The sequence below is a fragment of the Cytobacillus gottheilii genome, from assembly GCF_900166665.1.
Lineage (GTDB): Bacteria > Bacillota > Bacilli > Bacillales > Cytobacillaceae > Cytobacillus > Cytobacillus gottheilii_A.
In genome coordinates this window covers 1-20896 of sequence record NZ_LT800494.1, presented here as the reverse complement: position 1 = coordinate 20896, position 20896 = coordinate 1, and the positions used below count along the sequence as shown (strand labels likewise).

19 protein-coding genes are annotated in these 20896 nt (G+C 40.9%); all 19 read left to right on the top strand.

What is annotated here, in order from left to right; genetic code table 11:
• Window positions 1-170 precede the first annotated feature (170 nt).
• The 19 genes from spoIIE to lysS all read left to right on the top strand — a co-directional run bounded on the left by spoIIE (window position 171) and on the right by lysS (window position 20442).
• Window positions 171-2654, top strand: a complete 2484-nt coding sequence (gene spoIIE / locus B7E07_RS00425; RefSeq protein WP_080843569.1) for a stage II sporulation protein E — start codon at window positions 171-173, stop codon at window positions 2652-2654.
• A gap of 104 nt (window positions 2655-2758) precedes the next feature.
• Entirely contained in the window at window positions 2759-3496 is a 738-nt protein-coding gene (locus B7E07_RS00420) for a vWA domain-containing protein (RefSeq protein WP_080843570.1), read from the top strand.
• On the top strand, window positions 3465-4454 hold the full coding sequence (locus B7E07_RS00415; protein ID WP_080843571.1) for a protein kinase domain-containing protein: 990 nt from the start codon (window positions 3465-3467) through the stop codon (window positions 4452-4454). The genes B7E07_RS00420 and B7E07_RS00415 overlap by 32 nt, the downstream gene beginning before the upstream one ends.
• Before the next feature lie 139 nt (window positions 4455-4593).
• Window positions 4594-5985: a tRNA lysidine(34) synthetase TilS gene (gene tilS, locus B7E07_RS00410; RefSeq protein WP_080843572.1), complete on the top strand. Its 1392-nt coding sequence runs from the start codon at window positions 4594-4596 to the stop codon at window positions 5983-5985.
• A 19-nt stretch (window positions 5986-6004) separates the two neighbouring features.
• Complete coding sequence (hpt, locus tag B7E07_RS00405) at window positions 6005-6550, top strand: hypoxanthine phosphoribosyltransferase (RefSeq protein ID WP_080843573.1); 546 nt, start codon at window positions 6005-6007, stop codon at window positions 6548-6550.
• 144 nt (window positions 6551-6694) lie between these two features.
• Window positions 6695-8686, top strand: a complete 1992-nt coding sequence (gene ftsH / locus B7E07_RS00400) for an ATP-dependent zinc metalloprotease FtsH (RefSeq protein ID WP_080843574.1) — start codon at window positions 6695-6697, stop codon at window positions 8684-8686.
• A gap of 181 nt (window positions 8687-8867) precedes the next feature.
• On the top strand, window positions 8868-9653 hold the full coding sequence (locus tag B7E07_RS00395) for a type III pantothenate kinase (protein WP_176215077.1): 786 nt from the start codon (window positions 8868-8870) through the stop codon (window positions 9651-9653).
• A 61-nt stretch (window positions 9654-9714) separates the two neighbouring features.
• Window positions 9715-10599 (top strand): Hsp33 family molecular chaperone HslO, encoded by an 885-nt coding sequence (gene hslO, locus B7E07_RS00390; RefSeq protein ID WP_080843576.1) that lies wholly within the window; start codon window positions 9715-9717, stop codon window positions 10597-10599.
• Between the two features lie 62 nt (window positions 10600-10661).
• Complete coding sequence (locus B7E07_RS00385) at window positions 10662-11537, top strand: peptidyl-prolyl cis-trans isomerase (protein ID WP_080843577.1); 876 nt, start codon at window positions 10662-10664, stop codon at window positions 11535-11537.
• Between the two features lie 197 nt (window positions 11538-11734).
• Complete coding sequence (gene cysK, locus B7E07_RS00380; RefSeq protein ID WP_080843578.1) at window positions 11735-12664, top strand: cysteine synthase A; 930 nt, start codon at window positions 11735-11737, stop codon at window positions 12662-12664.
• Between the two features lie 249 nt (window positions 12665-12913).
• Entirely contained in the window at window positions 12914-14326 is a 1413-nt protein-coding gene (locus tag B7E07_RS00375; RefSeq protein ID WP_080843579.1) for an anthranilate synthase component I family protein, read from the top strand.
• Window positions 14323-14910: an aminodeoxychorismate/anthranilate synthase component II gene (pabA, locus tag B7E07_RS00370; RefSeq protein ID WP_080843580.1), complete on the top strand. Its 588-nt coding sequence runs from the start codon at window positions 14323-14325 to the stop codon at window positions 14908-14910. Before B7E07_RS00375 ends, pabA begins: the two co-directional genes overlap by 4 nt.
• Before the next feature lie 2 nt (window positions 14911-14912).
• Entirely contained in the window at window positions 14913-15770 is an 858-nt protein-coding gene (pabC, locus tag B7E07_RS00365; protein WP_080843581.1) for an aminodeoxychorismate lyase, read from the top strand.
• A gap of 11 nt (window positions 15771-15781) precedes the next feature.
• Window positions 15782-16618, top strand: coding sequence for a dihydropteroate synthase (folP, locus tag B7E07_RS00360; RefSeq protein ID WP_080843582.1), 837 nt, complete (start codon window positions 15782-15784; stop codon window positions 16616-16618).
• A complete protein-coding gene (folB, locus tag B7E07_RS00355; protein ID WP_080843583.1) occupies window positions 16611-16973 on the top strand; it encodes a dihydroneopterin aldolase in 363 nt (120 codons plus the stop codon). Before folP ends, folB begins: the two co-directional genes overlap by 8 nt.
• Window positions 16967-17494, top strand: coding sequence for a 2-amino-4-hydroxy-6-hydroxymethyldihydropteridine diphosphokinase (folK, locus tag B7E07_RS00350; RefSeq protein ID WP_080843584.1), 528 nt, complete (start codon window positions 16967-16969; stop codon window positions 17492-17494). The genes folB and folK overlap by 7 nt, the downstream gene beginning before the upstream one ends.
• The gene (locus B7E07_RS00345; RefSeq protein WP_080843585.1) at window positions 17446-17652 is read left to right on the top strand and encodes a helix-turn-helix domain-containing protein; all 207 of its coding nucleotides are present in this window, start codon (window positions 17446-17448) and stop codon (window positions 17650-17652) included. The genes folK and B7E07_RS00345 overlap by 49 nt, the downstream gene beginning before the upstream one ends.
• A gap of 26 nt (window positions 17653-17678) precedes the next feature.
• The gene (dusB, locus tag B7E07_RS00340) at window positions 17679-18680 is read left to right on the top strand and encodes a tRNA dihydrouridine synthase DusB (RefSeq protein WP_080843586.1); all 1002 of its coding nucleotides are present in this window, start codon (window positions 17679-17681) and stop codon (window positions 18678-18680) included.
• Window positions 18681-18951: 271 nt separating this feature from the next.
• A complete protein-coding gene (gene lysS, locus B7E07_RS00335) occupies window positions 18952-20442 on the top strand; it encodes a lysine--tRNA ligase (RefSeq protein ID WP_080843587.1) in 1491 nt (496 codons plus the stop codon).
• Window positions 20443-20896 lie beyond the last annotated feature (454 nt).

The window sequence follows — 20896 nt, the reverse complement described above, 5'->3', positions numbered from 1 at the left end:
ATCATCGCCATGCCTCGATTTCCCATATTTTTTGTACAGAATTCGCTCATTTGGGAGAAACAAGTCGAACGAAAAAATAAAGCTTGTCTGCGATTTTGACAAACTTTTTTATCTTAGAAATTTATAATGATCAGCAAACAATACGAATCTGAATAGGGAGTGAGCAATATATGCAAAAGGTTGGAAGGTCAATGACAGAGCCGCTCGGGGAAGTTCAGCTTAATCGATCTAAGGTGGATATTGGACAAGCCTTTATCAATTTTCAATTATGGCTGGAAACTTTTTTTCTAAAGAAGGGATACATCCTTCTGTTTATCGGCTTCTTGCTGGGCAGAGCTTTAATTTTAGCCAAGCTGACCCCTTTTACGCTTCCTTTTTTCGCAGCTGTATACTTATTAAGGAAGGATCGGGCTCCTTTGGCACTTGTTGGACTCACGGCCGGTGCAGCCACTCTATCCGTGCAAAATGCAGCATCAGCATTTTGTATCGCTTTTTTATTTTTATTTGTGTTCAGGATTTCAAAAAAATGGCTAAGTAATGAGATGAAGGCTCTTCCGTTTTATGTGTTTGCCATTTTGATAGTTGGGAAAATAGCTGAAAGTTTTGTTCTTACAAGCACAGTAACCCTATATAACGGAATGATGGCGGGTGTAGAGGCTAGCCTCGGATTTATTTTAACGATGATCTTCCTTCAAGGTCTGCCGCTTCTATCTATGAATAAGAGAAGACAATCGTTAAAGACAGAAGAAATTGTCTGTTTAATTATTATTCTTGCTTCTGTGATGACCGGGACAATTGGCTGGACGATTTACGATTTGTCGATTGAGCATATCATGTCGAGATATTTGGTTTTATTATTTGCCTTTGTCGCAGGAGCAACAGTTGGTTCCACCGTCGGGGTTGTAACAGGCTTGATATTCAGTCTTGCCAATATCTCTAGCTTCTTTCATATGAGTTTGCTGGCCTTTGCCGGTTTACTTGGAGGGCTTTTAAAAGAAGGCAGGAAATTGGGTGTATCTCTAGGACTGCTTATTGCAACATTGTTAATGGGCATGTATGGAGAAGGCAATGGAAACCTCGTGATTACGCTGTATGAAACAGGTGCTGCGATATTTATTTTTTTGGTTACACCGATTAGTTTGACCTCAAAGCTTGCGAAGCATATACCAGGTACCCCTGAATATGCAGCAGAGCAGCAGCATTATATGAGAAAGATGCGAGACGTTACGGCTCAAAGAGTCTCTCAATTCTCGAACGTGTTTCAAGCATTATCAAAAAGTTTCTCTAACTATGACGCAACCTCCAGCAGAGATGATGATGATGAAGACCGTGAAATTGATTATTTCTTAAGCAATGTCACTGAAAAAACATGCCAGACATGTTTTAAGAAGGACCATTGCTGGGCAAGGAATTTTAATACAACCTATGATTATATGAAGGATATTATGACAGAAATAGATAGCAATGATGGAATTGTCTCAGCAAAACTGGGGAGAGAATGGGAAAAGCATTGTACACGTTCAAAAAAAGTGACAGAAACGATTCAGCAGGAGCTTACTTTTCTAAAAGCAAATCAAAAACTGAAGCAGCAAGTCCATGAAAGCAGAAGACTTGTAGCAGATCAGCTGCTGGGTGTTTCAGAGGTGATGGGAGACTTTGCGAAAGAAATTCAGCGGGAGAGGGAAAACCACCATAAACAGGAAGAACAGATTCTAGAGGCACTTCAAGAATTCGGAGTGGAAATTGAGCAGGTTGATATCTACAGCTTAGAGCAGGGCAATGTAGACATTGATATGGCGATCCCATACTGCAATGGACATGGGGAATGTGAAAAGCTGATTGCACCGATGCTTTCAGATATTCTTGGCGAAACCATCCTGGTCGGTAAAGAAGAGTGTGCCGCCTACTCAACTGGTTTTTGTCATGTGACGTTCCGATCAGCGAAAGCGTATGCGGTTGAAACGAGTGTGGCACATGCAGCAAAGGACGGAGGCTTTATTTCAGGTGACAGCCATTCTACGATTGAACTAGGCAGCGGGAAATATGCGATTGCCATCAGTGATGGAATGGGCAATGGAGAGAGAGCACATATTGAGAGTCAAGAAACACTAGAGCTTCTTCAAAAAATCCTGCAATCGGGTATAGAGGAACGGGTGGCGATTAAATCAGTGAACTCTATTTTATCACTAAGGACCACTGACGAGATTTTCTCTACGCTGGATTTAGCCATGATTGACTTGCAAAATGCGGAAGTGAAATTCTTGAAAATTGGCTCAACACCAAGCTTTGTCAAGCGTGGTTCAAAGGTGATGAAAATACAGGCAAGCAATCTGCCGATGGGAATTATACAAGAGTTTGATGTTGATGTAGTCAGCGAACAGCTGAAGGCAGGTGATCTATTGATTATGATGAGCGATGGAGTATTTGAAGGTCCAAAGCATGTTGAGAATTTCGATTTATGGATGAAGCGGAAAATTACTGAATTAAAGACCTCTGATCCACAGGAAGTGGCAGATTTAATTATGGAGGAAGTGATTCGGTCCCGATCAGGCAGAATTGAAGATGATATGACAGTTGTTGTTTCAAAAGTAACTCACAATACACCGAAGTGGTCGAGTATTCCCATTCAGAATATGCGAAAGAAGGCAAATTAACTAATGTATATAAATTTATTATGATCTGCTAAATGAAATGAAATGATGTATATTTCTACCCCATACCGTCGAAAATGGTAATAAATTGAGATGGAGGGGAAAATATGAAAACAGGAACATTGAAACAAATTCTGCTGATTACAGATGGCTGCTCCAATCAAGGAGAAGATCCAATTGCAATGGCTGCCTTGGCGAAAGAACAGGGAATCACCGTTAATGTTATTGGAGTTATGGAAAATGATGTGATAGATGAAAAAGGGATGAGTGAAATTGAAGGAATCGCCATGTCAGGCGGCGGTGTGAGTCAGGTTGTTTATGCAAAACAATTATCACAAACGGTTCAAATGGTGACAAGGAAGGCAATGACTCAAACACTGCAAGGAGTCGTTAATAAAGAATTAAAGGAGATTTTAGGCAGCTCTAAAACGGTTGAAGATCTCCCGCCCGAGCAAAGAGGCGAGGTCATGGAAGTGGTGGATGAACTTGGTGAAACAGTAGAACTGGAAGTGCTGATTTTAGTCGATACGAGTGCCAGTATGAAACAAAAGCTGCCGACCGTAAAAGAAGCGTTATTTGATTTATCATTAAGTTTAAACGCCCGGTCAGGAGATAATCGCTTCTCGGTCTTTGTATTTCCCGGGAAAAAGAAGGATGTTGAGAAGCTGCTTGATTGGACACCGAGGCTTGAGTCACTAAATAGTATTTTTGCTAAGCTGACAGTGGGTGGAATTACACCAACAGGGCCAGCACTGCGCGAGGCATTGCAATACTTTAAGAAAAAACGGTCGTTAAGGGGACTGCTTTCTCGTGATGATGAATCATTCTATGAAGAGTCAGTTTAACGTTCGCTCAGGCACAGTTATAGATGGGAAATGGCACAATAACCGTTATGTCATCTTAAAAGAGCTTGGATATGGAGCAAATGGCGTTGTTTACTTGTCAAAGTTTAATAATCAGCAAGTAGCGATTAAAATGAGTGATAACGGGATGTCCATTACATCCGAAGTAAATGTGCTTAAATCATTTGCGAAGGTCCAAGGGTCTGCCCTCGGACCTTCTTTGCTTGATGTCGATGACTGGGCCATTAATGGGAAAAATATATCCTTTTATGTGATGGAATATATACATGGTCCTGACCTGCTGTCATTTATCCAGCAAAAGGGACCTTCCTGGACGGCTGTACTGATCCTTCAGCTTTTAAATGATCTGGCCAAGCTTCATGACAGCGGCTGGGTATTTGGGGACTTAAAACCTGAAAATTTAATTGTTACCGGTCCGCCATCCAAGGTGCGCTGTATTGATGTAGGCGGGACAACCTTGCAAGGAAGAGCAATCAAAGAGTTTACAGAATTTTATGACCGGGGGTACTGGAATCTTGGAACAAGAAAGGCTGAACCAGGCTATGACTTATTTGCAGTAGCAATGATTCTTATTAATACAGCATACCCAAACCGTTTTACAAAAAAAAACGGCGGATTTGCAGAATTAAAGGAGAAAATTCAAAGCAGCAAAGAATTAATTCAGTTTGAAGAGGTTATTTCACAAGCTTTAATGGGTAAATATGTATCAGCTAAAGAGATGAGACATGCACTGCTGGATTCAATGAATAAAATGGATGTTCAGAAGAGCAGCGGCAGAGTTAACAGACACTCGCCTCCGCCTGTATCTGCTGGCAGCACGGTTACACGCACACAGAATAATGTCCGTAGAAAGAAAAACGGTGGTTTTTTTGAAACAGCTTGTATTGTTGCGGTGATTTCCTGCCTGTATTTCCTTTATATCTATGGTCAATTAATTTAAAGAAGTGCAGTCAGACTTTGAAACAAACAGCATAAGAATGATATGATTTTAGTATCAGATGAAATGAGGGGCATATATTGGCCATTATAGCAGGCATTCCTCTGTTTCATTGATTAATACTGTATAGAGGGAAACGAAGATGCTGGATTCAAAAGTAAAATTATTTCTCTTTAAACGGGGCTTTGATTTGCATCATAAACGCATAGCGGTCGCTGTGTCAGGCGGTCCGGATTCGTTAGCGCTGCTCCACTATTTAAAAGAGAAAAGTTCACACTTCGATCTAGAGATTCTTGCTCTGCATGTCGATCATATGTTTAGAGGAGAAGAATCTTTCGAAGAAGCGCGATTTGTTGAACGTTTTTGTAAACAACAAGGGATCCCCTTTAGAATGAAGCGAATAGATGTTCCGGCTTATATGCAAGAAACAGGTAAAAGCAGTCAAGTAGCAGCCAGGGAGTGCCGTTATCGTTTTTTTGAGGAAGTGATGGAGAACGAAAAATTCACTTATTTGGCACTAGGACATCACGGGGATGATCAGGCAGAAACGGTTCTAATGAGGCTTGTAAGAGGCAGTACAGGAGCAGCTAGAGCAGGGATTCCTTTTGAGAGGAGCTTTGCTGGAGGTACCATTATTAGACCATTTTTATGCCTTAACAGAGAAGAAATAGAAGATTATTGCACAGAGCATCAATTAAACCCCAGGCGTGATCCTAGCAATGAGAAGGATACGTATAGCAGAAACCGGTTTCGCCATCATGTATTGCCGTTTTTAAAACACGAAAATCCGCAAATGCATGAACAATTCCAGCGATTTAGTGAGGAATTGGAGAGTGATGAGGTTCTGCTGCAGGAATTAACTTTCAGAGAAATGAATAAAGTAATAGAGAAGAAAAAAGATAATGAAGTGCGATTAGCCATTGATTTGTTTCTAGATATGCCAATGCCTTTACAAAGAAGAGGGATTCAACTAATATTAAACTATCTTTATAAGGAAAAACCTTCTTCTTTATCAGCGGTGCATATTGAAAATGTTTTTTCTTTAATACGTAATCCTCACCCATCAGGAGTCCTGCATTTGCCAGGTGGATTGATTATTGAACGCTCGTATAGAAAGTGTATGTTTTATTTCTATACGGAAACTTTACGGGCATCCTATCATTATGAGCTAGATGAACCTGGGAAAATCGATCTTCCGAATGGCAGCAGAATTGAATTTGAATATACCTGCAGTCAACATGTGGAAGGTCATTCCGAATCCCTCCTTTTATCTGCGGCCAGTATTCCCTTGCCGCTCATTATCCGAACGAGAAAAAGTGGAGATCGAATCAACTTAAAAGGAATGAAAGGGACGAAAAAGATTAAAGATATCTTTATCGATCAAAAGGTTCCTCGGAATGAAAGGGATCAATGGCCAGTCCTGACAGATGCAAAAGGGAAAATTCTATGGCTACCGGGTTTAAGGAAGTCAGATGAACCAATGCTGGGTGATGCTCATCCTTGTTATATTCTTTTAAAATACATAAAGCAATGATCTTCTAGGGGGCACAAAAATGAAAAATGATATTGAAAAGGTACTGATTTCAGAGGAAGAGCTGCAAGAAAAAATCGCTGATCTTGCAAAAGAGCTTACAGATGAATATCAAGATCGCTTCCCGCTTGCAATCGGTGTGTTAAAAGGGGCTATGCCTTTTATGAGTGATCTGCTCAAACGCATGGATACATACTTAGAAATGGATTTTATGGATGTTTCCAGCTACGGAAATTCCACTGTTTCTTCAGGAGAAGTTAAGATCCTAAAAGACCTTGATACCTCAGTTGAGGGAAGAGATATTCTGATTCTTGAGGATATTATCGATAGCGGCTTAACGTTAAGCTATCTAGTAGAGCTTTTCCGTTACAGAAAAGCAAAATCCATCAAGATTGTGACGCTATTGGATAAACCAACTGGGCGAAAAGTAGATATAACAGCAGATTATGTCGGTTTTATCGTTCCAGATGAATTTGTTGTTGGCTATGGTTTAGATTATGCTGAAAGATACCGCAACCTTCCATATATTGGGGTTCTGAAACCAGAGGTATACAGCAGCAACGATTAAGAGAAAGATAAAAGGAAATAATCTTGGTAAGCCCTTTACTTACAGCATGAATTAGCCCGGTGTGAAAAGTGTAAATATTTGAATTGGCACGATTTTCTATGATACTATACTATGTAGTTTGTTTACCGTGGGAGGAGGTAAGGGATGAATCGGATCTTCCGTAATACCATCTTTTATTTATTAATATTTTTAGTGATTATAGGGGTTGTCAGCTTCTTTAACGGCGGCAATGAACCAGCAGAACCAATGAGCTACGACACTTTTGTTGAACACTTAGAAAATGGTGATATTGAATCTGTCTCACTGCAGCCTGAAAGAGGAGTATTTGCAGTAACGGGTCAATTAGAATCCCAAGAAGAGGGTCAGCAATTTATTACTTATGTAGCGAATAGTGATTCAGTACTTACTCGAATTGATGCATTAGCAGCAGGTTCAGAATCAGAAGTGAACATTCAGCCTGCTAAAGAAACAAGCGGCTGGGTGACATTTTTCACCTCAATCATTCCATTTATCATTATTTTTATCCTGTTCTTCTTCCTTTTAAATCAAGCACAGGGCGGCGGCAGCCGAGTAATGAATTTCGGAAAGAGCAAGGCGAAGCTTTATGATGAAAGCAAGAAGAAAGTCCGCTTTAAAGATGTTGCCGGTGCAGATGAAGAGAAGCAAGAGCTTGTAGAGGTTGTTGACTTCTTGAAGGATCCGCGCAAATTTGCCGAACTCGGAGCTAGAATTCCAAAAGGAATCCTTTTAGTTGGACCTCCGGGAACTGGTAAAACATTGCTTGCACGTGCTGCAGCAGGTGAAGCGGGCGTACCGTTCTTCTCAATCAGCGGATCTGACTTTGTGGAAATGTTTGTCGGTGTCGGTGCATCCCGTGTTCGTGACTTGTTTGAAAATGCGAAGAAAAATGCGCCATGTATTATCTTTATTGATGAGATTGATGCAGTCGGACGTCAGCGTGGAGCCGGCCTTGGCGGCGGTCACGATGAGCGTGAACAAACGCTGAACCAGTTACTAGTTGAAATGGATGGCTTCGGTGCAAACGAAGGTATTATTATCATCGCCGCAACTAACCGTCCAGATATTCTTGATCCTGCCTTATTGCGTCCAGGACGTTTTGACCGTCAAATTACGGTTGACCGACCAGACGTAACAGGCCGTGAAGCGGTATTAAGAGTACATGCACGCAATAAACCGCTTGATGAATCAGTTAACTTAAAGTCCATTGCACAGCGTACACCAGGCTTTTCTGGAGCTGACCTTGAAAACTTATTAAACGAAGCGGCGCTGGTAGCTGCTCGCCGAAATAAGAAGAAGGTAGACATGGAGGACGTGGACGAAGCGACAGACCGCGTTATTGCTGGTCCATCGAAGAAGAGCCGTGTCATTTCAAAGAAAGAAAGAAATATTGTTGCATTCCACGAAGCTGGTCATACAGTGATCGGAGTTGTGCTTGATGAAGCGGAAATGGTTCATAAGGTAACGATTGTACCTAGAGGCCAGGCAGGCGGATATGCTGTTATGCTTCCAAAAGAAGATCGTTATTTCATGACAAAACCAGAATTGCTTGATAAAATTGTCGGCTTGCTTGGAGGACGTGTTGCTGAGGAAATTGTGTTTGGAGAAGTGAGCACAGGTGCTCATAACGACTTCCAAAGAGCAACAGGTATTGCTCGCCGAATGGTAACAGAATTCGGTATGAGTGATAAGCTTGGACCGCTTCAATTTGGTCAATCCGGGGGCGGGCAAGTATTCCTTGGCAGAGACTTCAATAATGAACAAAACTATTCGGATGCTATTGCATACGAAATTGATTTAGAAATTCAGCGTATTATTAAGGAGTCTTATGAAAGATGTAAGCAGCTTCTTACTGAACACCGCGAGAAGCTAGACCTTATTGCCAATACGCTATTAGATGTTGAGACGCTTGATGCTGAACAAATTAAACACCTTGTTGATCATGGAACACTTCCAGATCGGTCAGCTAAAAAAATCGAAACTTCTAATGATGTGAAAGTAAACATCAACATGAAAAAAGAAGAAACAACAGGTGAAGGTGAAATCACAGAAAGCAGAGAGAATACCTCTCCTGAAGAATCTGTTGATCCTCCAGCCATCGATGAAGAGCGCAAATAGATAGAAGAATGCCCCAATGTCATTGACATTGGGGCATTTTTTCATTCCTTCAAAGTAAATCATACTCCAAAGGCTCTTGCTGATTCTCTTCATGCGATTTTTCAATTACACGATCAGTTGTTAGTTATGGTATGATGTTTGCAGTATAATAGGCAAGAATAAAAATAAAGTGGTGAGAATGGTGATTTTTGTTTTTGATGTAGGCAACACGAACATTGTGCTTGGAGTATATGACAAGGATGTGTTAAAACATCACTGGCGTATTGAAACAAACCGCAATAAAACAGAAGATGAATATGGAATGATGATTAAATCATTATTTGATCATGCAGGATTAAGCTTTAATGAGATCGATGGCATTATTATTTCCTCGGTTGTTCCGCCCATTATGTTTTCGCTTGAAAGAATGTGTCAGAAATATTTTCAGCTCAAACCTTTAGTTGTTGGACCTGGGATTAAAACAGGTTTAAATATAAAATACGAGAATCCTCGTGAAGTAGGGGCAGACCGAATTGTAAATGCAGTTGCGGCTATTCATGAATATGGAAGCCCGCTTGTTGTAGTTGATTTTGGAACAGCTACTACGTACTGCTATATAAATGAACATAAACAGTATATGGGAGGCGCAATTGCCCCGGGAATAGGCATTTCAACAGAGGCTCTATATTCGAGGGCTGCTAAGCTTCCTCGTATTGAAATTGCCCGTCCTGATGGAGTTGTTGGTAAAAATACAGTTTCTGCTATGCAGGCTGGTATTTTTTACGGCTATGTTGGACAGGTTGAAGGAATTGTAAAAAGAATGAAGGACGAATCGTCCGTTGCGCCAACTGTCATTGCAACGGGAGGTCTAGCTACATTAATAGCAAAGGAATCCACGATGATTGATATTGTTGATCCTTTTTTAACCTTAAAAGGATTACAGCTTATTTATAAACGCAACATGGATAGTATAAAAGATAAGGCATAAACGATTGCCATAGGGGCTGTTGTAAATGCTCTTATGACATCTGAATAAAGGAGATTGAAATATGAGTGATTATTTAATTAAGGCACTTGCCTACAACGGACAAGTTCGGGCATACGCAGTATCGTCCACAGAAACCATCGGAGAAGCACAACGCCGTCATCAAACATGGCCAACTGCTTCAGCAGCTTTAGGAAGAGCAATGTCTGCATCTGTAATGATGGGTGCTATGCTAAAAGGTGAGGAGAAAATCACAGTTAAAATTGAAGGTGGCGGTCCGCTTGGTCCTGTCTTAGTGGATGCCAATGCAAAAGGGGAAGTGCGCGGTTATGTGACACATCCTCAAGTGCACTTTGATCTAAATGCACAAGGAAAGCTGGACGTTCGCCGAGCTGTTGGAACAGAAGGATTTTTAACGGTCATAAAAGATATTGGGATGCGCGAACATTTTACTGGTCAAGTACCAATCGTTTCTGGTGAGCTAGGAGAAGATTTCACCTATTATTTTGCTTCTTCAGAGCAAGTGCCTTCTTCTGTTGCGGTTGGTGTGCTTGTCAATCCAGATAACACCATTTTAGCTGCTGGCGGTTTTATTATTCAGCTGCTTCCAGGTGTAGAAGACGAGGTAATCTCACATATTGAAAAACGTCTGACTCTAATCGATCCTGTTTCTAAAATGATTGAAAAGGGCTTAACACCAGAACAAATTTTAGAAGAGGTGCTAGGAAAAGATGAAGTGAAGGTTCTGGAGAAAATGCCTGTCGCCTTTACATGCACTTGTTCAAAAGACCGTTTTTCTAATGCGATCGTAACGCTTGGAGCGGAAGAGATTACAGATATGATCGAATCAGATGGACAAGCTGAGGTGCAATGTCATTTTTGTAATGAAATCTATGTCTTCTCTAAGGAAGAGTTAGAGGAAATGAGAGAGACTGCACAAACTAAATAGAGCTAATCATTTGCTGCAGCACAGTGTTTAGCTTTAGTGTTTTTCTATAGGGAGAGGGAGAAATGAAAAAACAGCATTTATGGCTGATCATTGCTGCTCTAATCATAACAAATAGCGTCACTCTCACTTTCCTTCTTTCCGGTGATAGCCAAAAGGGTAGTGAGGTTGTCGCAACGATCGGCAATCAGGAAATAACAAGACAGGAATGGCTCAGTGAAATTGAATTAAAATATGGAAAAGAAGTATTAGATGAGCTTGTGAATGAAAAGGTTATTAGTCAAGCTGGAGAAAAGTACGATATTGCTATTTCACAGGAAGATATTGATCGTGAAATGAAGATGATGAAAACTGTATATGGTCCAGCAGGCAGTTATTCCTTATATGATGAAGAAAAGTTGGCTGAACAAATTGAAAACAGCTTAGTATTAGAAGAACTGCTGACAAAAGATGCTGATATTTCAGATGAAGAGTTGGAAAGGTATTATGAGGAAAATAGCGCTATGTTTACGTTCCCTGATTCTTACCATATCTCTAAAATTGTTGTAAAAACAAAAGGTGAGGCAGAACAGACCCTGCAAGAGCTCGAACAAGGATCTAGCTTCTCTGTACTGGCTATGGAACGTTCGATTGACGATTTCACTGCGGGTCAAGGTGGAGACGCAGGCTTTGTAAGTGCTGATACGGAGCATGTAAGTGAAACGATGCTTGGAGAAATAAGCGCATTAAAGCCTGGTGAGTGGAGCGATGTAATCGAAGTTGAAGATGGCTATGCGATTGTGCTGCTTCATGAGTATATAGAAGAAGAAGCGTATAAGTATGAAGATGTGAAAGCGCAAATTCGCCGGCAGCTGGCCATTGAGCAGATGGATACACCAGTCTCTGCAAGACCTTTCTGGGATGAAGCAGAAGTTGAATGGTTTTATGATAAAACACAATAACACGGAGATGAACTCCGTGTTATTTTTTTCTGTTAAAACGGAAAGAATCCCATTCTTGAGAGTATGCTATATATAAGGCTGTTGCATTTTTCGATCATAGAAAGAAAACACAACTCTGCAAAATAATTGACTTTTCAATCATCAATTGGTAAGTTTTAATAAAACCAATAAAAATACTCGGAATAAGAGGTGGGAATATGGCACGTGTAGCAAATTCAATTACTGAATTAGTTGGACAGACACCAATTGTAAAGTTAAATCGGATTGTAGAAGATGGATCTGCTGAAGTTTATCTTAAATTAGAATACATGAACCCTGGCAGCAGTGTAAAAGACCGAATCGCTCTTGCAATGATTGAAGCTGCAGAAGAAAACGGTGGTCTTAAAGAAGGAGATACCATCATAGAGCCGACAAGTGGAAACACTGGAATTGGCTTGGCGATGGTGGCTGCTGCAAAAGGATACAAAAGCATTCTCGTTATGCCGGAAACAATGAGTATGGAGCGCCGCAACCTGCTTCGTGCATATGGAGCGGAATTAGTTTTAACTCCAGGACCAGAAGGTATGGGCGGGGCGATCCGCAAAGCTGAAGAGCTATCAAAGGAACACGGCTACTTTATGCCGCAGCAATTTAAAAATGAATCGAACCCTGAAGTTCACCGCTTAACAACAGGCAAGGAAATTACAGAGCAAATGGGCGATCAGCTTGACGCATTTATTTCAGGAATCGGTACAGGCGGAACGATTACCGGTGCAGGTGAAGTGCTAAAAGAGAAATATGATAATATTAAAATTTACGCAGTTGAGCCTTCTGATTCTCCAGTCCTATCTGGAGGAAAGCCGGGTCCGCATAAAATCCAAGGAATTGGAGCTGGTTTTGTTCCTGATATTCTAAATACAAAAATCTATGATGAGATTATTAAGGTCGAAAATGAAACGGCTTTTGAATATGCCCGCCGTGCAGCTAAGGAAGAAGGAATTCTTGGAGGAATTTCATCTGGAGCAGCCATTTATGCTGCTCTACAGGTAGCAAAAGAACTAGGCAAAGGTAAAAAAGTTCTTGCCATCATTCCAAGTAACGGTGAGAGATATTTAAGCACACCTCTGTACCAATTTGAAAATGAATAAGATTGTTCACTAGAGTGTATTAGACAGCTTTCTCAGAAAGCTGTCTTTTTGCTGCTTAAGGAATGGTACATTCATGATTTAAGCAATTGCTCTGATGTAATACCGCATTTCTTATAAACCTATAAAGCAAATGGTAATGTGAAAGTTATGGAATTTACTTTTATAACAGGCTCCTTCCAAAACAATATTCGCTTTCTAAAAACATGTTATTATTTAGAAGGTTATACTTATCTTAAAGAGGGTGTTTTAATGGGATATAAGATATACGCAAAAAAGGAATCCATTTCATATAAACAATTCTACAGCAGATATAGGTTCCTCTCAGAATCATGTATACAGCATGTTATTCTGGAAAGCGGCAGAGGCGGAAGATACAGCATTGCTGCTTTTGAGCCTGAAGTGGTTTTAAAGGGGAAAGATCATCAGCTTGAGATTATAACAGGAGAGAAAAAAGAAATTATCAAAGGAAATCAGCTTCATAGTATGAAACAGTGGCTGGAAGCATATAAAGTTGAACCGATCAGTGATCTCCCCGATTTTCAAGGTGGAGCAATTGGATATATTAGTTATGAGTATGGCCGTTACATTGAAAAGCTGCCTGCTCTCTCGGAAGATGATCTTCATTTGCCGGACATTCATTTTTTCATTCACAATGAGTGGTTTGTATATGATCATCAAGAAGAAGTAATGTGGATGTTATTGCTATATAAAGAGGAAGAAGCGGACAAGCTGCCTGAACGTGAAGCTTTATGGCTGCAGAGGTGGCGAGGATCTGCTGAGATGAAAGAGGAACCGAAGTATCTTTCTCCGCCTGAACAGCGACTAGAGGTATCCATGAGTGAGGAAGAGTTTATAAAGGCAGTTGAAAGAATACAGGAATACATTGCTGCGGGAGACGTTTTTCAGGTCAATTTGTCTGTTCGCCAAAGTAAGCCGCTAAATGTTAAAGCGATTGAAGTGTATGATCAGCTAAGATTGCTGAATCCTTCTCCGTATATGGGATATTTTCAAACAGATGAATATGAGCTTGTCAGCGGGTCACCAGAGCTGCTCGTGAAAAAGAAAGGCAGCACGGTCAGCACAAGGCCGATTGCCGGCACTAGATCTCGAGGAAAAGATGAACTTGAGGACATCCGGCTTGCAAATGAATTGATTGAAAATGAGAAGGAGCGGGCGGAGCATGTGATGCTTGTTGATCTTGAACGAAATGATCTTGGCAGAGTCTGTGAATATGGAACAGTCGAAGTGGACGAGTTTATGGTCATTGAAAAGTACTCACACGTCATGCACATTGTTTCGAATGTTAAAGGAAAGATTGCTGAAGGAAAGCATGGTGTTGATCTTATTGATGCAGCTTTTCCGGGAGGGACGATTACTGGGGCTCCAAAGGTGCGTACGATGGAAATCATTGAGGAACTCGAACCGGTGCGCCGGGGAGTTTATACTGGTTCATTAGGATGGATGAATTTCAGCGGCGATCTTGAATTAAATATCATTATTCGCACGATGCTTATAAAAGATGGTATGGCTCATGTGCAGGCAGGAGCTGGAATTGTCATCGACTCTAATCCGAAAAATGAATATAAAGAATCCATGAAGAAGGCAATTGCTCTATGGAAAGCAAAAGAAGCAGCAGAAGAAGCTAAAGGAGCATTACAATGATTTTAATGATCGATAACTACGATTCATTCACGTATAACATCGTTCAATATTTAGGTGAAATGGGACATGAATTAGTTGTAAAACGAAACGATGAAATTTCAATCGAAGAGATTAGAAACCTGAAGCCAGATTATATTATGATTTCCCCAGGGCCGTGCAGCCCCAATGAGGCAGGTATAAGCTTAGAAGTAATCACTGCTTTTGCAGGGGTTATTCCGATCTTTGGTGTTTGTTTAGGGCAGCAGGCTATTGCCCAGGCATTCGGGGGGGAAGTAGTGCGTGCTGAAAAGCTGATGCATGGGAAAACGTCTCCTGTTTATCATGATGGTCAGACGGTTTTTCAGACACTATCAAACCCGTTTACGGCGACAAGATACCACTCGTTAATTGTTAAAAAAGAAACCTTGCCATCCTGCCTGGAAGTATCTGCTTGGACAGATGAAGGAGAAATTATGGCCATTCGCCATAAAGAGCTTCCAGTGGAGGGAGTGCAATTCCACCCTGAATCGATCATGACCGCTGAAGGGAAGGATTTGCTGAGAAATTTCTTCTGTACAGGAGTTACTGAAGTAAAAGAGGTGTAGGTATGTATATCTATTTAAATGGCCAAATGGTTAAGCAAGAGGAAGCTTTGATCTCTCCTTTTGACCATGGATTTTTATATGGAATGGGCCTATTTGAGACATTTCGGATCTATGACGGGCATCCCTTTTTGCTGAAAGATCACATAGAGCGCCTCCACCATGGACTGGAGGCTATGAATATCCGCAGGCAGATCAGTGAAGAAGAAGTAAAAGCTGCATTGGAAGAACTGCTGCAGAAAAATCAACTGTCCAACGCTTATATTCGCATGAATATTTCCGCCGGTACAGGTGAAATTGGTTTAAGAGCGGCACCATATACTGAACCGAATATGATTATTTTTGCGAAGGAATTACCTGAGCATGCCATTACCCATGAAAAGCAGGTCGTAGTATTAAACCTCCGGCGCAATACTCCTGAAGGTGAAATCAGATTAAAATCTCACCACTATATGAACAATCTTTTAGCTAAACAAGAGTTAGGAGATGACTCGAAAAAGGAAGGGTTGTTTTTAACAGCAGGCGGGTTTGCTGCAGAAGGAATTGCATCTAATATCTTTTGGATAAAGGGGGAAACACTTTATACCCCCTCAGTTGATTTAGGGATCTTAAATGGAATTACGCGTCTATTTGTGATGAGGCTTGCTGAAAAGAACGGACTATCAGTTGAGGAGGGGCACTATTTGCCTTCAGCTCTTACCGAAGCAGATGAGATATTTGTAACCAATTCTATTCAGGAGATTGTCCCGGTTTCAGCTTTTGAAAATGATGTAATGCCGGGTATGAATGGAAGGTATACGATGCTTTTATCCCATCAGTATAAGAGTTTAACCTCACAGCTGTTAAGCCGGCATGAATTATAGGAGGGCAAAGAATGCAAAAAAATAGTTTAAACTGTGGTCCCTATACGCTGGATTATGGCAAGAAAACACTGATTATGGGGATTTTGAATACCACACCAGACTCTTTTTCAGATGGTGGAAAATATAACCGTGCAGAAGCGGCGGTTATCAGGGCGCAGGAGATGGTGGATGCTGGCGCCGATATCATTGATATCGGCGGAGAGTCAACAAGACCGGGACATACGGCTGTTTCAGTAGAGGAAGAACTTCAGAGAGTCATTCCAGTGATTGAGGCTGTCTCCTCTAGAGTTAACGTTCCTATTTCGGTGGATACATATAAGGCAGAGGTGGCCAAACAGGCGATCAGGGCTGGAGCACATATCATTAATGATGTATGGGGAGCGAAAGCGGACGAAGACATGGCGAGTGTTGCAGCAGATACGGGAGCGCCAATTGTCTTAATGCATAACCGCTCTGACATGGCTTACGATGATTTTCACCGAGATGTCATAAATGATTTGTTTGAAAGCATCATGCTTGTCAAAAAGGCAGGAGTAAAGGATGAACAAATCATTCTCGATCCGGGCATTGGTTTTGCGAAGGATTTAACATACAACCTTGAAATGATGCGGAATCTGGATAAGCTTGTCGATATCGGCTATCCGGTTTTGCTGGGCACTTCTAAAAAAAGCATAATCGGACAAGTGCTTCATTTGCCGATAAACGAACGCATCGAAGGCACTGGAGCGACAATTTGCTATGGCATACAGAAGGGCTGCCAAATCATCCGCATTCATGATGTAAAGGAAATGGCAAGAATGGCTAAAATGATGGATGCTCTTTGCGGAAAGGGTGAATATAATGGATAAAATCTATGTGAATAAGATGACTTTTTATGGATATCATGGCGTTTTTCCTGAAGAAACAAAGCTAGGGCAGCGATTTATCCTGGATTTAACGGTAGAAACAGACTTGCGCCAGGCCGGAAAAACCGATCAGCTTGATGATTCAATTAACTATGGGGAGCTTTATGATGTTTGTAAGCAGATTGTGGAGGGGAAGCCCTATAAGCTTGTTGAAGCGGTCGCTGAATCAATTGCTGAAGCTTTATTACTGCGTTTCAGTACAATTGATTCCCTTACGGTAAAAGTGATTAAGCCAGATCCTCCTATTCCTGGACATTATGAATCCGTTGCAGTTGAAATTACGAGGTCCCGATCATGAATAGTGCTTTTATTTCTTTAGGCTCTAATATAGGAGACCGATTCTCTTATTTGCAGGATGCCATTGAAATGCTCTCGTCAAATAACAAAATAAATATGGTAAATTACTCCTCTGTTTATGAAACAGATCCGGTGGGCTATGAAGATCAAGATCGGTTTCTGAATATGGTCATCCAGGTAGATACGGAGCTTAGTCCTTATGAATTGTTAGAAATATGCTTGGCGGCTGAGAAGGAACTTGGAAGAAAACGGCTGATCAAATGGGGACCCCGGACAATAGACCTTGACATTCTGCTATATAATCAAGACAATATTGAATCAGAGAAGCTAACTGTTCCTCATCCGCGGATACAAGAAAGAGCTTTTGTTATGATACCTCTTTTAGAGATAAAGCCTGACATCACCCTTCCGGCGATGGACATGCCTTTGCGTATATTGGCTGAGGAGATTCCAGACAAAAAAGGAGTTCAAATATGGAAGCGGAAAAATGGGGAAGACGCATTCGCGCTTTTCGAAAGCTGAAGGGTTTTACACAAGAAAGCTTTGCGCGCGAAATTGGAATATCAGTATCAATCCTCGGAGAAATTGAGAGAGGAAATAGGATGCCGAGCGAGCAGCTCCTTATGAAGATCAGTGATGTGCTGAAAACGTCAGTTGATGAGATTGCTCCAAAGGAATAATAATAGATAAAGAAGGAGGTACCACTATGCTTAAAATTGGCGATATTGAAATGAAAAACCGAGTTGTGCTGGCACCGATGGCTGGCATCTGCAACTCTGCTTTTCGTCTGACGGTTAAAGAATTTGGTGCCGGCCTGGTTTGTGCGGAAATGGTTAGTGATAAAGGCATTGTTTTTCAAAATGAAAAAACGTTAAATATGCTCTATATCGACGAACAGGAAAAACCGCTTAGTCTGCAGATTTTTGGCGGAGAGAAAGATACGCTTGTACAAGCTGCCAAATTTGTTGACCAAAATACCAATGCGGATATCATTGATATAAACATGGGCTGCCCAGTGCCGAAAATCACAAAATGTGATGCGGGTGCAAAGTGGCTATTAGACCCGGATAAAATCTATGAAATGGTTGCAGCGGTAACAGATGCTGTTGAAAAGCCGGTTACAGTAAAAATGCGAATGGGATGGGATGATAACCATATTTATGCTGTCCGTAATGCACAGGCAATTGAACGGGCTGGCGGGAAGGCTGTTTCCCTTCATGGCCGTACACGCGTGCAGATGTATGAAGGAACAGCAAACTGGGACATTATCCGTGAAGTAAAGCAAAGCATTGGGATTCCGCTCATTGGAAATGGAGATGTGAAAACACCTCAGGATGCAAAGCGGATGCTTGATGAAACTGGCTGTGACGGTGTCATGATTGGCCGGGCCGCCTTAGGGAATCCTTGGATGATCTATCAGACGGTAAAATATTTGGATTCGGGTGAATTGATCGACGAACCATCAGTGCGAGAAAAAATGGATGTATGTATCCTGCATCTTGACCGCCTGGTTGCATTGAAGGGCGAGCATATTGCGGTAAGAGAGATGAGAAAGCATACCGCATGGTACCTGAAGGGGATCCGCGGAAATGCAAGATTCCGCAATGCTGTTAATGAAAGTAATACTCGTGATGAACTTGTTGCCATTTTAAATGCTATTGTCTTGGATGCGGAAGAAAAAGAGCGCATGGAGTCACAGGTTGGCTAATGCTGTTTGACATGGAAAATTTCTTTGCCTATAATAGCTTTGATTAGACAACTGCCAGTGGATGAACTGGCAGTTTTTTATTATCCAAGCTGGAAAATGCTTTTTAACTTCAAGTTTATTGGAAATAAAAGTACTAGAACATTCAATTTTTATAATCAATTATGCTGTCTGTTTGAATCATATTGTGTAAAATAATAAACATGTACTGAAAATGTGATACTTCGCCTAGTGCGTTACATATTTCACGAATGAAAAAATGGAGATGATATAAGTGAGTCAGAGTCATGAAGAATTAAATGACCAGTTAAGAGTAAGACGCGAAAAAATGCAAAACTTGCGTGATAAAGGAATGGATCCTTTCGGCAAGCGCTTTGACCGTTCACATCAATCCGATGTTTTAATAGATCAGTATGGCGGTCTTGAAAAAGAAGAGATTGAAGAGAAGAATGTTTCTGTCACTTTAGCGGGCAGAATCATGACAAAGCGCGGAAAAGGGAAAGCTGGATTTGCTCATATTCAGGATCTGACTGGTCAAATTCAGATCTATGTACGTAAGGATGCGATTGGTGAAGAAAGCTACGCTATCTTTGAAACTGCTGATCTTGGGGATATTGTAGGGGTTACGGGTACACTTTTTAAAACTAAAGTAGGGGAGCTTTCAATTAAAGTAGAAGAATTTGTTCTTTTAACAAAATCTCTGCGTCCGCTTCCTGAGAAGTTCCATGGACTTAAGGATGTTGAGCAACGCTATCGTCAGCGTTACCTTGACCTTATTATGAGTCAGGAAAGTAAAGCAACATTTGTAGCCAGAAGCCGCATTATCCAAGAAATGAGACGCTATCTTGATTCTAATGGCTATCTTGAAGTTGAAACACCAATGATGCACTCAATTGCTGGCGGAGCTTCTGCAAGACCATTTATTACACATCACAATGCTCTAGATATGCAGCTTTATATGCGTATTGCCATCGAACTTCATCTTAAAAGACTGATTGTTGGCGGACTTGAGAAGGTTTATGAAATCGGCCGCGTTTTCCGAAACGAAGGGGTATCTACTCGTCATAACCCTGAGTTTACGATGATTGAGCTGTATGAAGCATATGCGGATTACAGAGATATCATGAGTCTGACAGAAAACATGATTGCTCATATTGCAAAACAGGTTCTTGGCACAACGGTTATTCAGTATGGTGACTATGAAGTAGACTTAACACCGGAATGGACAAGACTTCATATGGTAGATGCCATTAAAGAATATACAGGGGTAGACTTCTGGAAAGAAATGAGCAAGGAAGAAGCTGGGGCTCTTGCGAAGGAGCATGGTGTTGAGATTACAGAACATATGCTATACGGCCATATTGTAAATGAATTCTTTGAACAAAAGGTAGAAGAGAAGTTAATTCAGCCAACCTTTATTTATGGTCACCCAGTTGAGATCTCTCCTCTTGCAAAGAAAAATGATGAAGATCCGCGTTTTACAGATCGTTTTGAGTTATTCATTGTGGCTCGCGAACATGCTAATGCTTTCACGGAGCTCAATGATCCAATTGATCAGCGTGAACGATTCGAAGCACAATTAAAAGAGCGTGAGCAGGGTAATGATGAAGCACATATGATGGATGATGACTTTATTGAAGCATTAGAGTATGGTATGCCGCCAACAGGCGGACTGGGGATCGGCATCGATCGTCTAGTCATGCTCTTAACAAACTCTCCTTCTATTAGAGATGTGCTTTTATTCCCGTTAATGCGTCACCGCTAATCTATAGTATAGGAAAAGACAGGGCAGATGCTCTGTCTTTTTTCTTTATATAAGAAGGTGTTAGTCAAGGCCATCTATTATTGAAGTGAGTTGGTTTAGATTCTTCTTATCTTATAAATTGGTGTAGTGAATTATATGAATATTTTTTTATTATCATTTATGAAAAAAAGTTTAATAAACATGTTGCACACTCGTCAGTATGGTGGTATATTAATATCTGTTGCTGCGAGAGAGCGGCACAAACGAAAAAATAAATTAAAAAAGTTGTTGACTTGATCATCTGGTTGTGATAATATTTAAAAGTCGCACTCGTGACAAACGAACAACAAAAATTGCTCTTTGAAAACTGAACGAACAATAAAACGTCAACGTTTAAAAAGATTCTTCGGAATCAACAATGTACATTATGTACACAAGAGCTAATCAACTCTTTCTTGGAGAGTTTGATCCTGGC

What these genes read in the sequence shown, in the direction of transcription:
- tilS (WP_080843572.1), top strand. Translation starts at nt 4,594, where the DNA reads ATGCTGGATTCAAAAGTAAAATTATTTCTCTTTAAACGGGGCTTTGAT.
- cysK (WP_080843578.1), top strand. Translation starts at nt 11,735, where the DNA reads ATGGCACGTGTAGCAAATTCAATTACTGAATTAGTTGGACAGACACCA.
- folP (WP_080843582.1), top strand. Translation starts at nt 15,782, where the DNA reads ATGCAAAAAAATAGTTTAAACTGTGGTCCCTATACGCTGGATTATGGC.
- hslO (WP_080843576.1), top strand. Translation starts at nt 9,715, where the DNA reads ATGAGTGATTATTTAATTAAGGCACTTGCCTACAACGGACAAGTTCGG.
- B7E07_RS00375 (WP_080843579.1), top strand. Translation starts at nt 12,914, where the DNA reads ATGGGATATAAGATATACGCAAAAAAGGAATCCATTTCATATAAACAA.
- B7E07_RS00415 (WP_080843571.1), top strand. Translation starts at nt 3,465, where the DNA reads ATGATGAATCATTCTATGAAGAGTCAGTTTAACGTTCGCTCAGGCACA.
- spoIIE (WP_080843569.1), top strand. Translation starts at nt 171, where the DNA reads ATGCAAAAGGTTGGAAGGTCAATGACAGAGCCGCTCGGGGAAGTTCAG.
- B7E07_RS00420 (WP_080843570.1), top strand. Translation starts at nt 2,759, where the DNA reads ATGAAAACAGGAACATTGAAACAAATTCTGCTGATTACAGATGGCTGC.
- ftsH (WP_080843574.1), top strand. Translation starts at nt 6,695, where the DNA reads ATGAATCGGATCTTCCGTAATACCATCTTTTATTTATTAATATTTTTA.
- dusB (WP_080843586.1), top strand. Translation starts at nt 17,679, where the DNA reads ATGCTTAAAATTGGCGATATTGAAATGAAAAACCGAGTTGTGCTGGCA.
- B7E07_RS00345 (WP_080843585.1), top strand. Translation starts at nt 17,446, where the DNA reads ATGGAAGCGGAAAAATGGGGAAGACGCATTCGCGCTTTTCGAAAGCTG.
- hpt (WP_080843573.1), top strand. Translation starts at nt 6,005, where the DNA reads ATGAAAAATGATATTGAAAAGGTACTGATTTCAGAGGAAGAGCTGCAA.
- pabC (WP_080843581.1), top strand. Translation starts at nt 14,913, where the DNA reads ATGTATATCTATTTAAATGGCCAAATGGTTAAGCAAGAGGAAGCTTTG.
- B7E07_RS00385 (WP_080843577.1), top strand. Translation starts at nt 10,662, where the DNA reads ATGAAAAAACAGCATTTATGGCTGATCATTGCTGCTCTAATCATAACA.
- folB (WP_080843583.1), top strand. Translation starts at nt 16,611, where the DNA reads ATGGATAAAATCTATGTGAATAAGATGACTTTTTATGGATATCATGGC.
- pabA (WP_080843580.1), top strand. Translation starts at nt 14,323, where the DNA reads ATGATTTTAATGATCGATAACTACGATTCATTCACGTATAACATCGTT.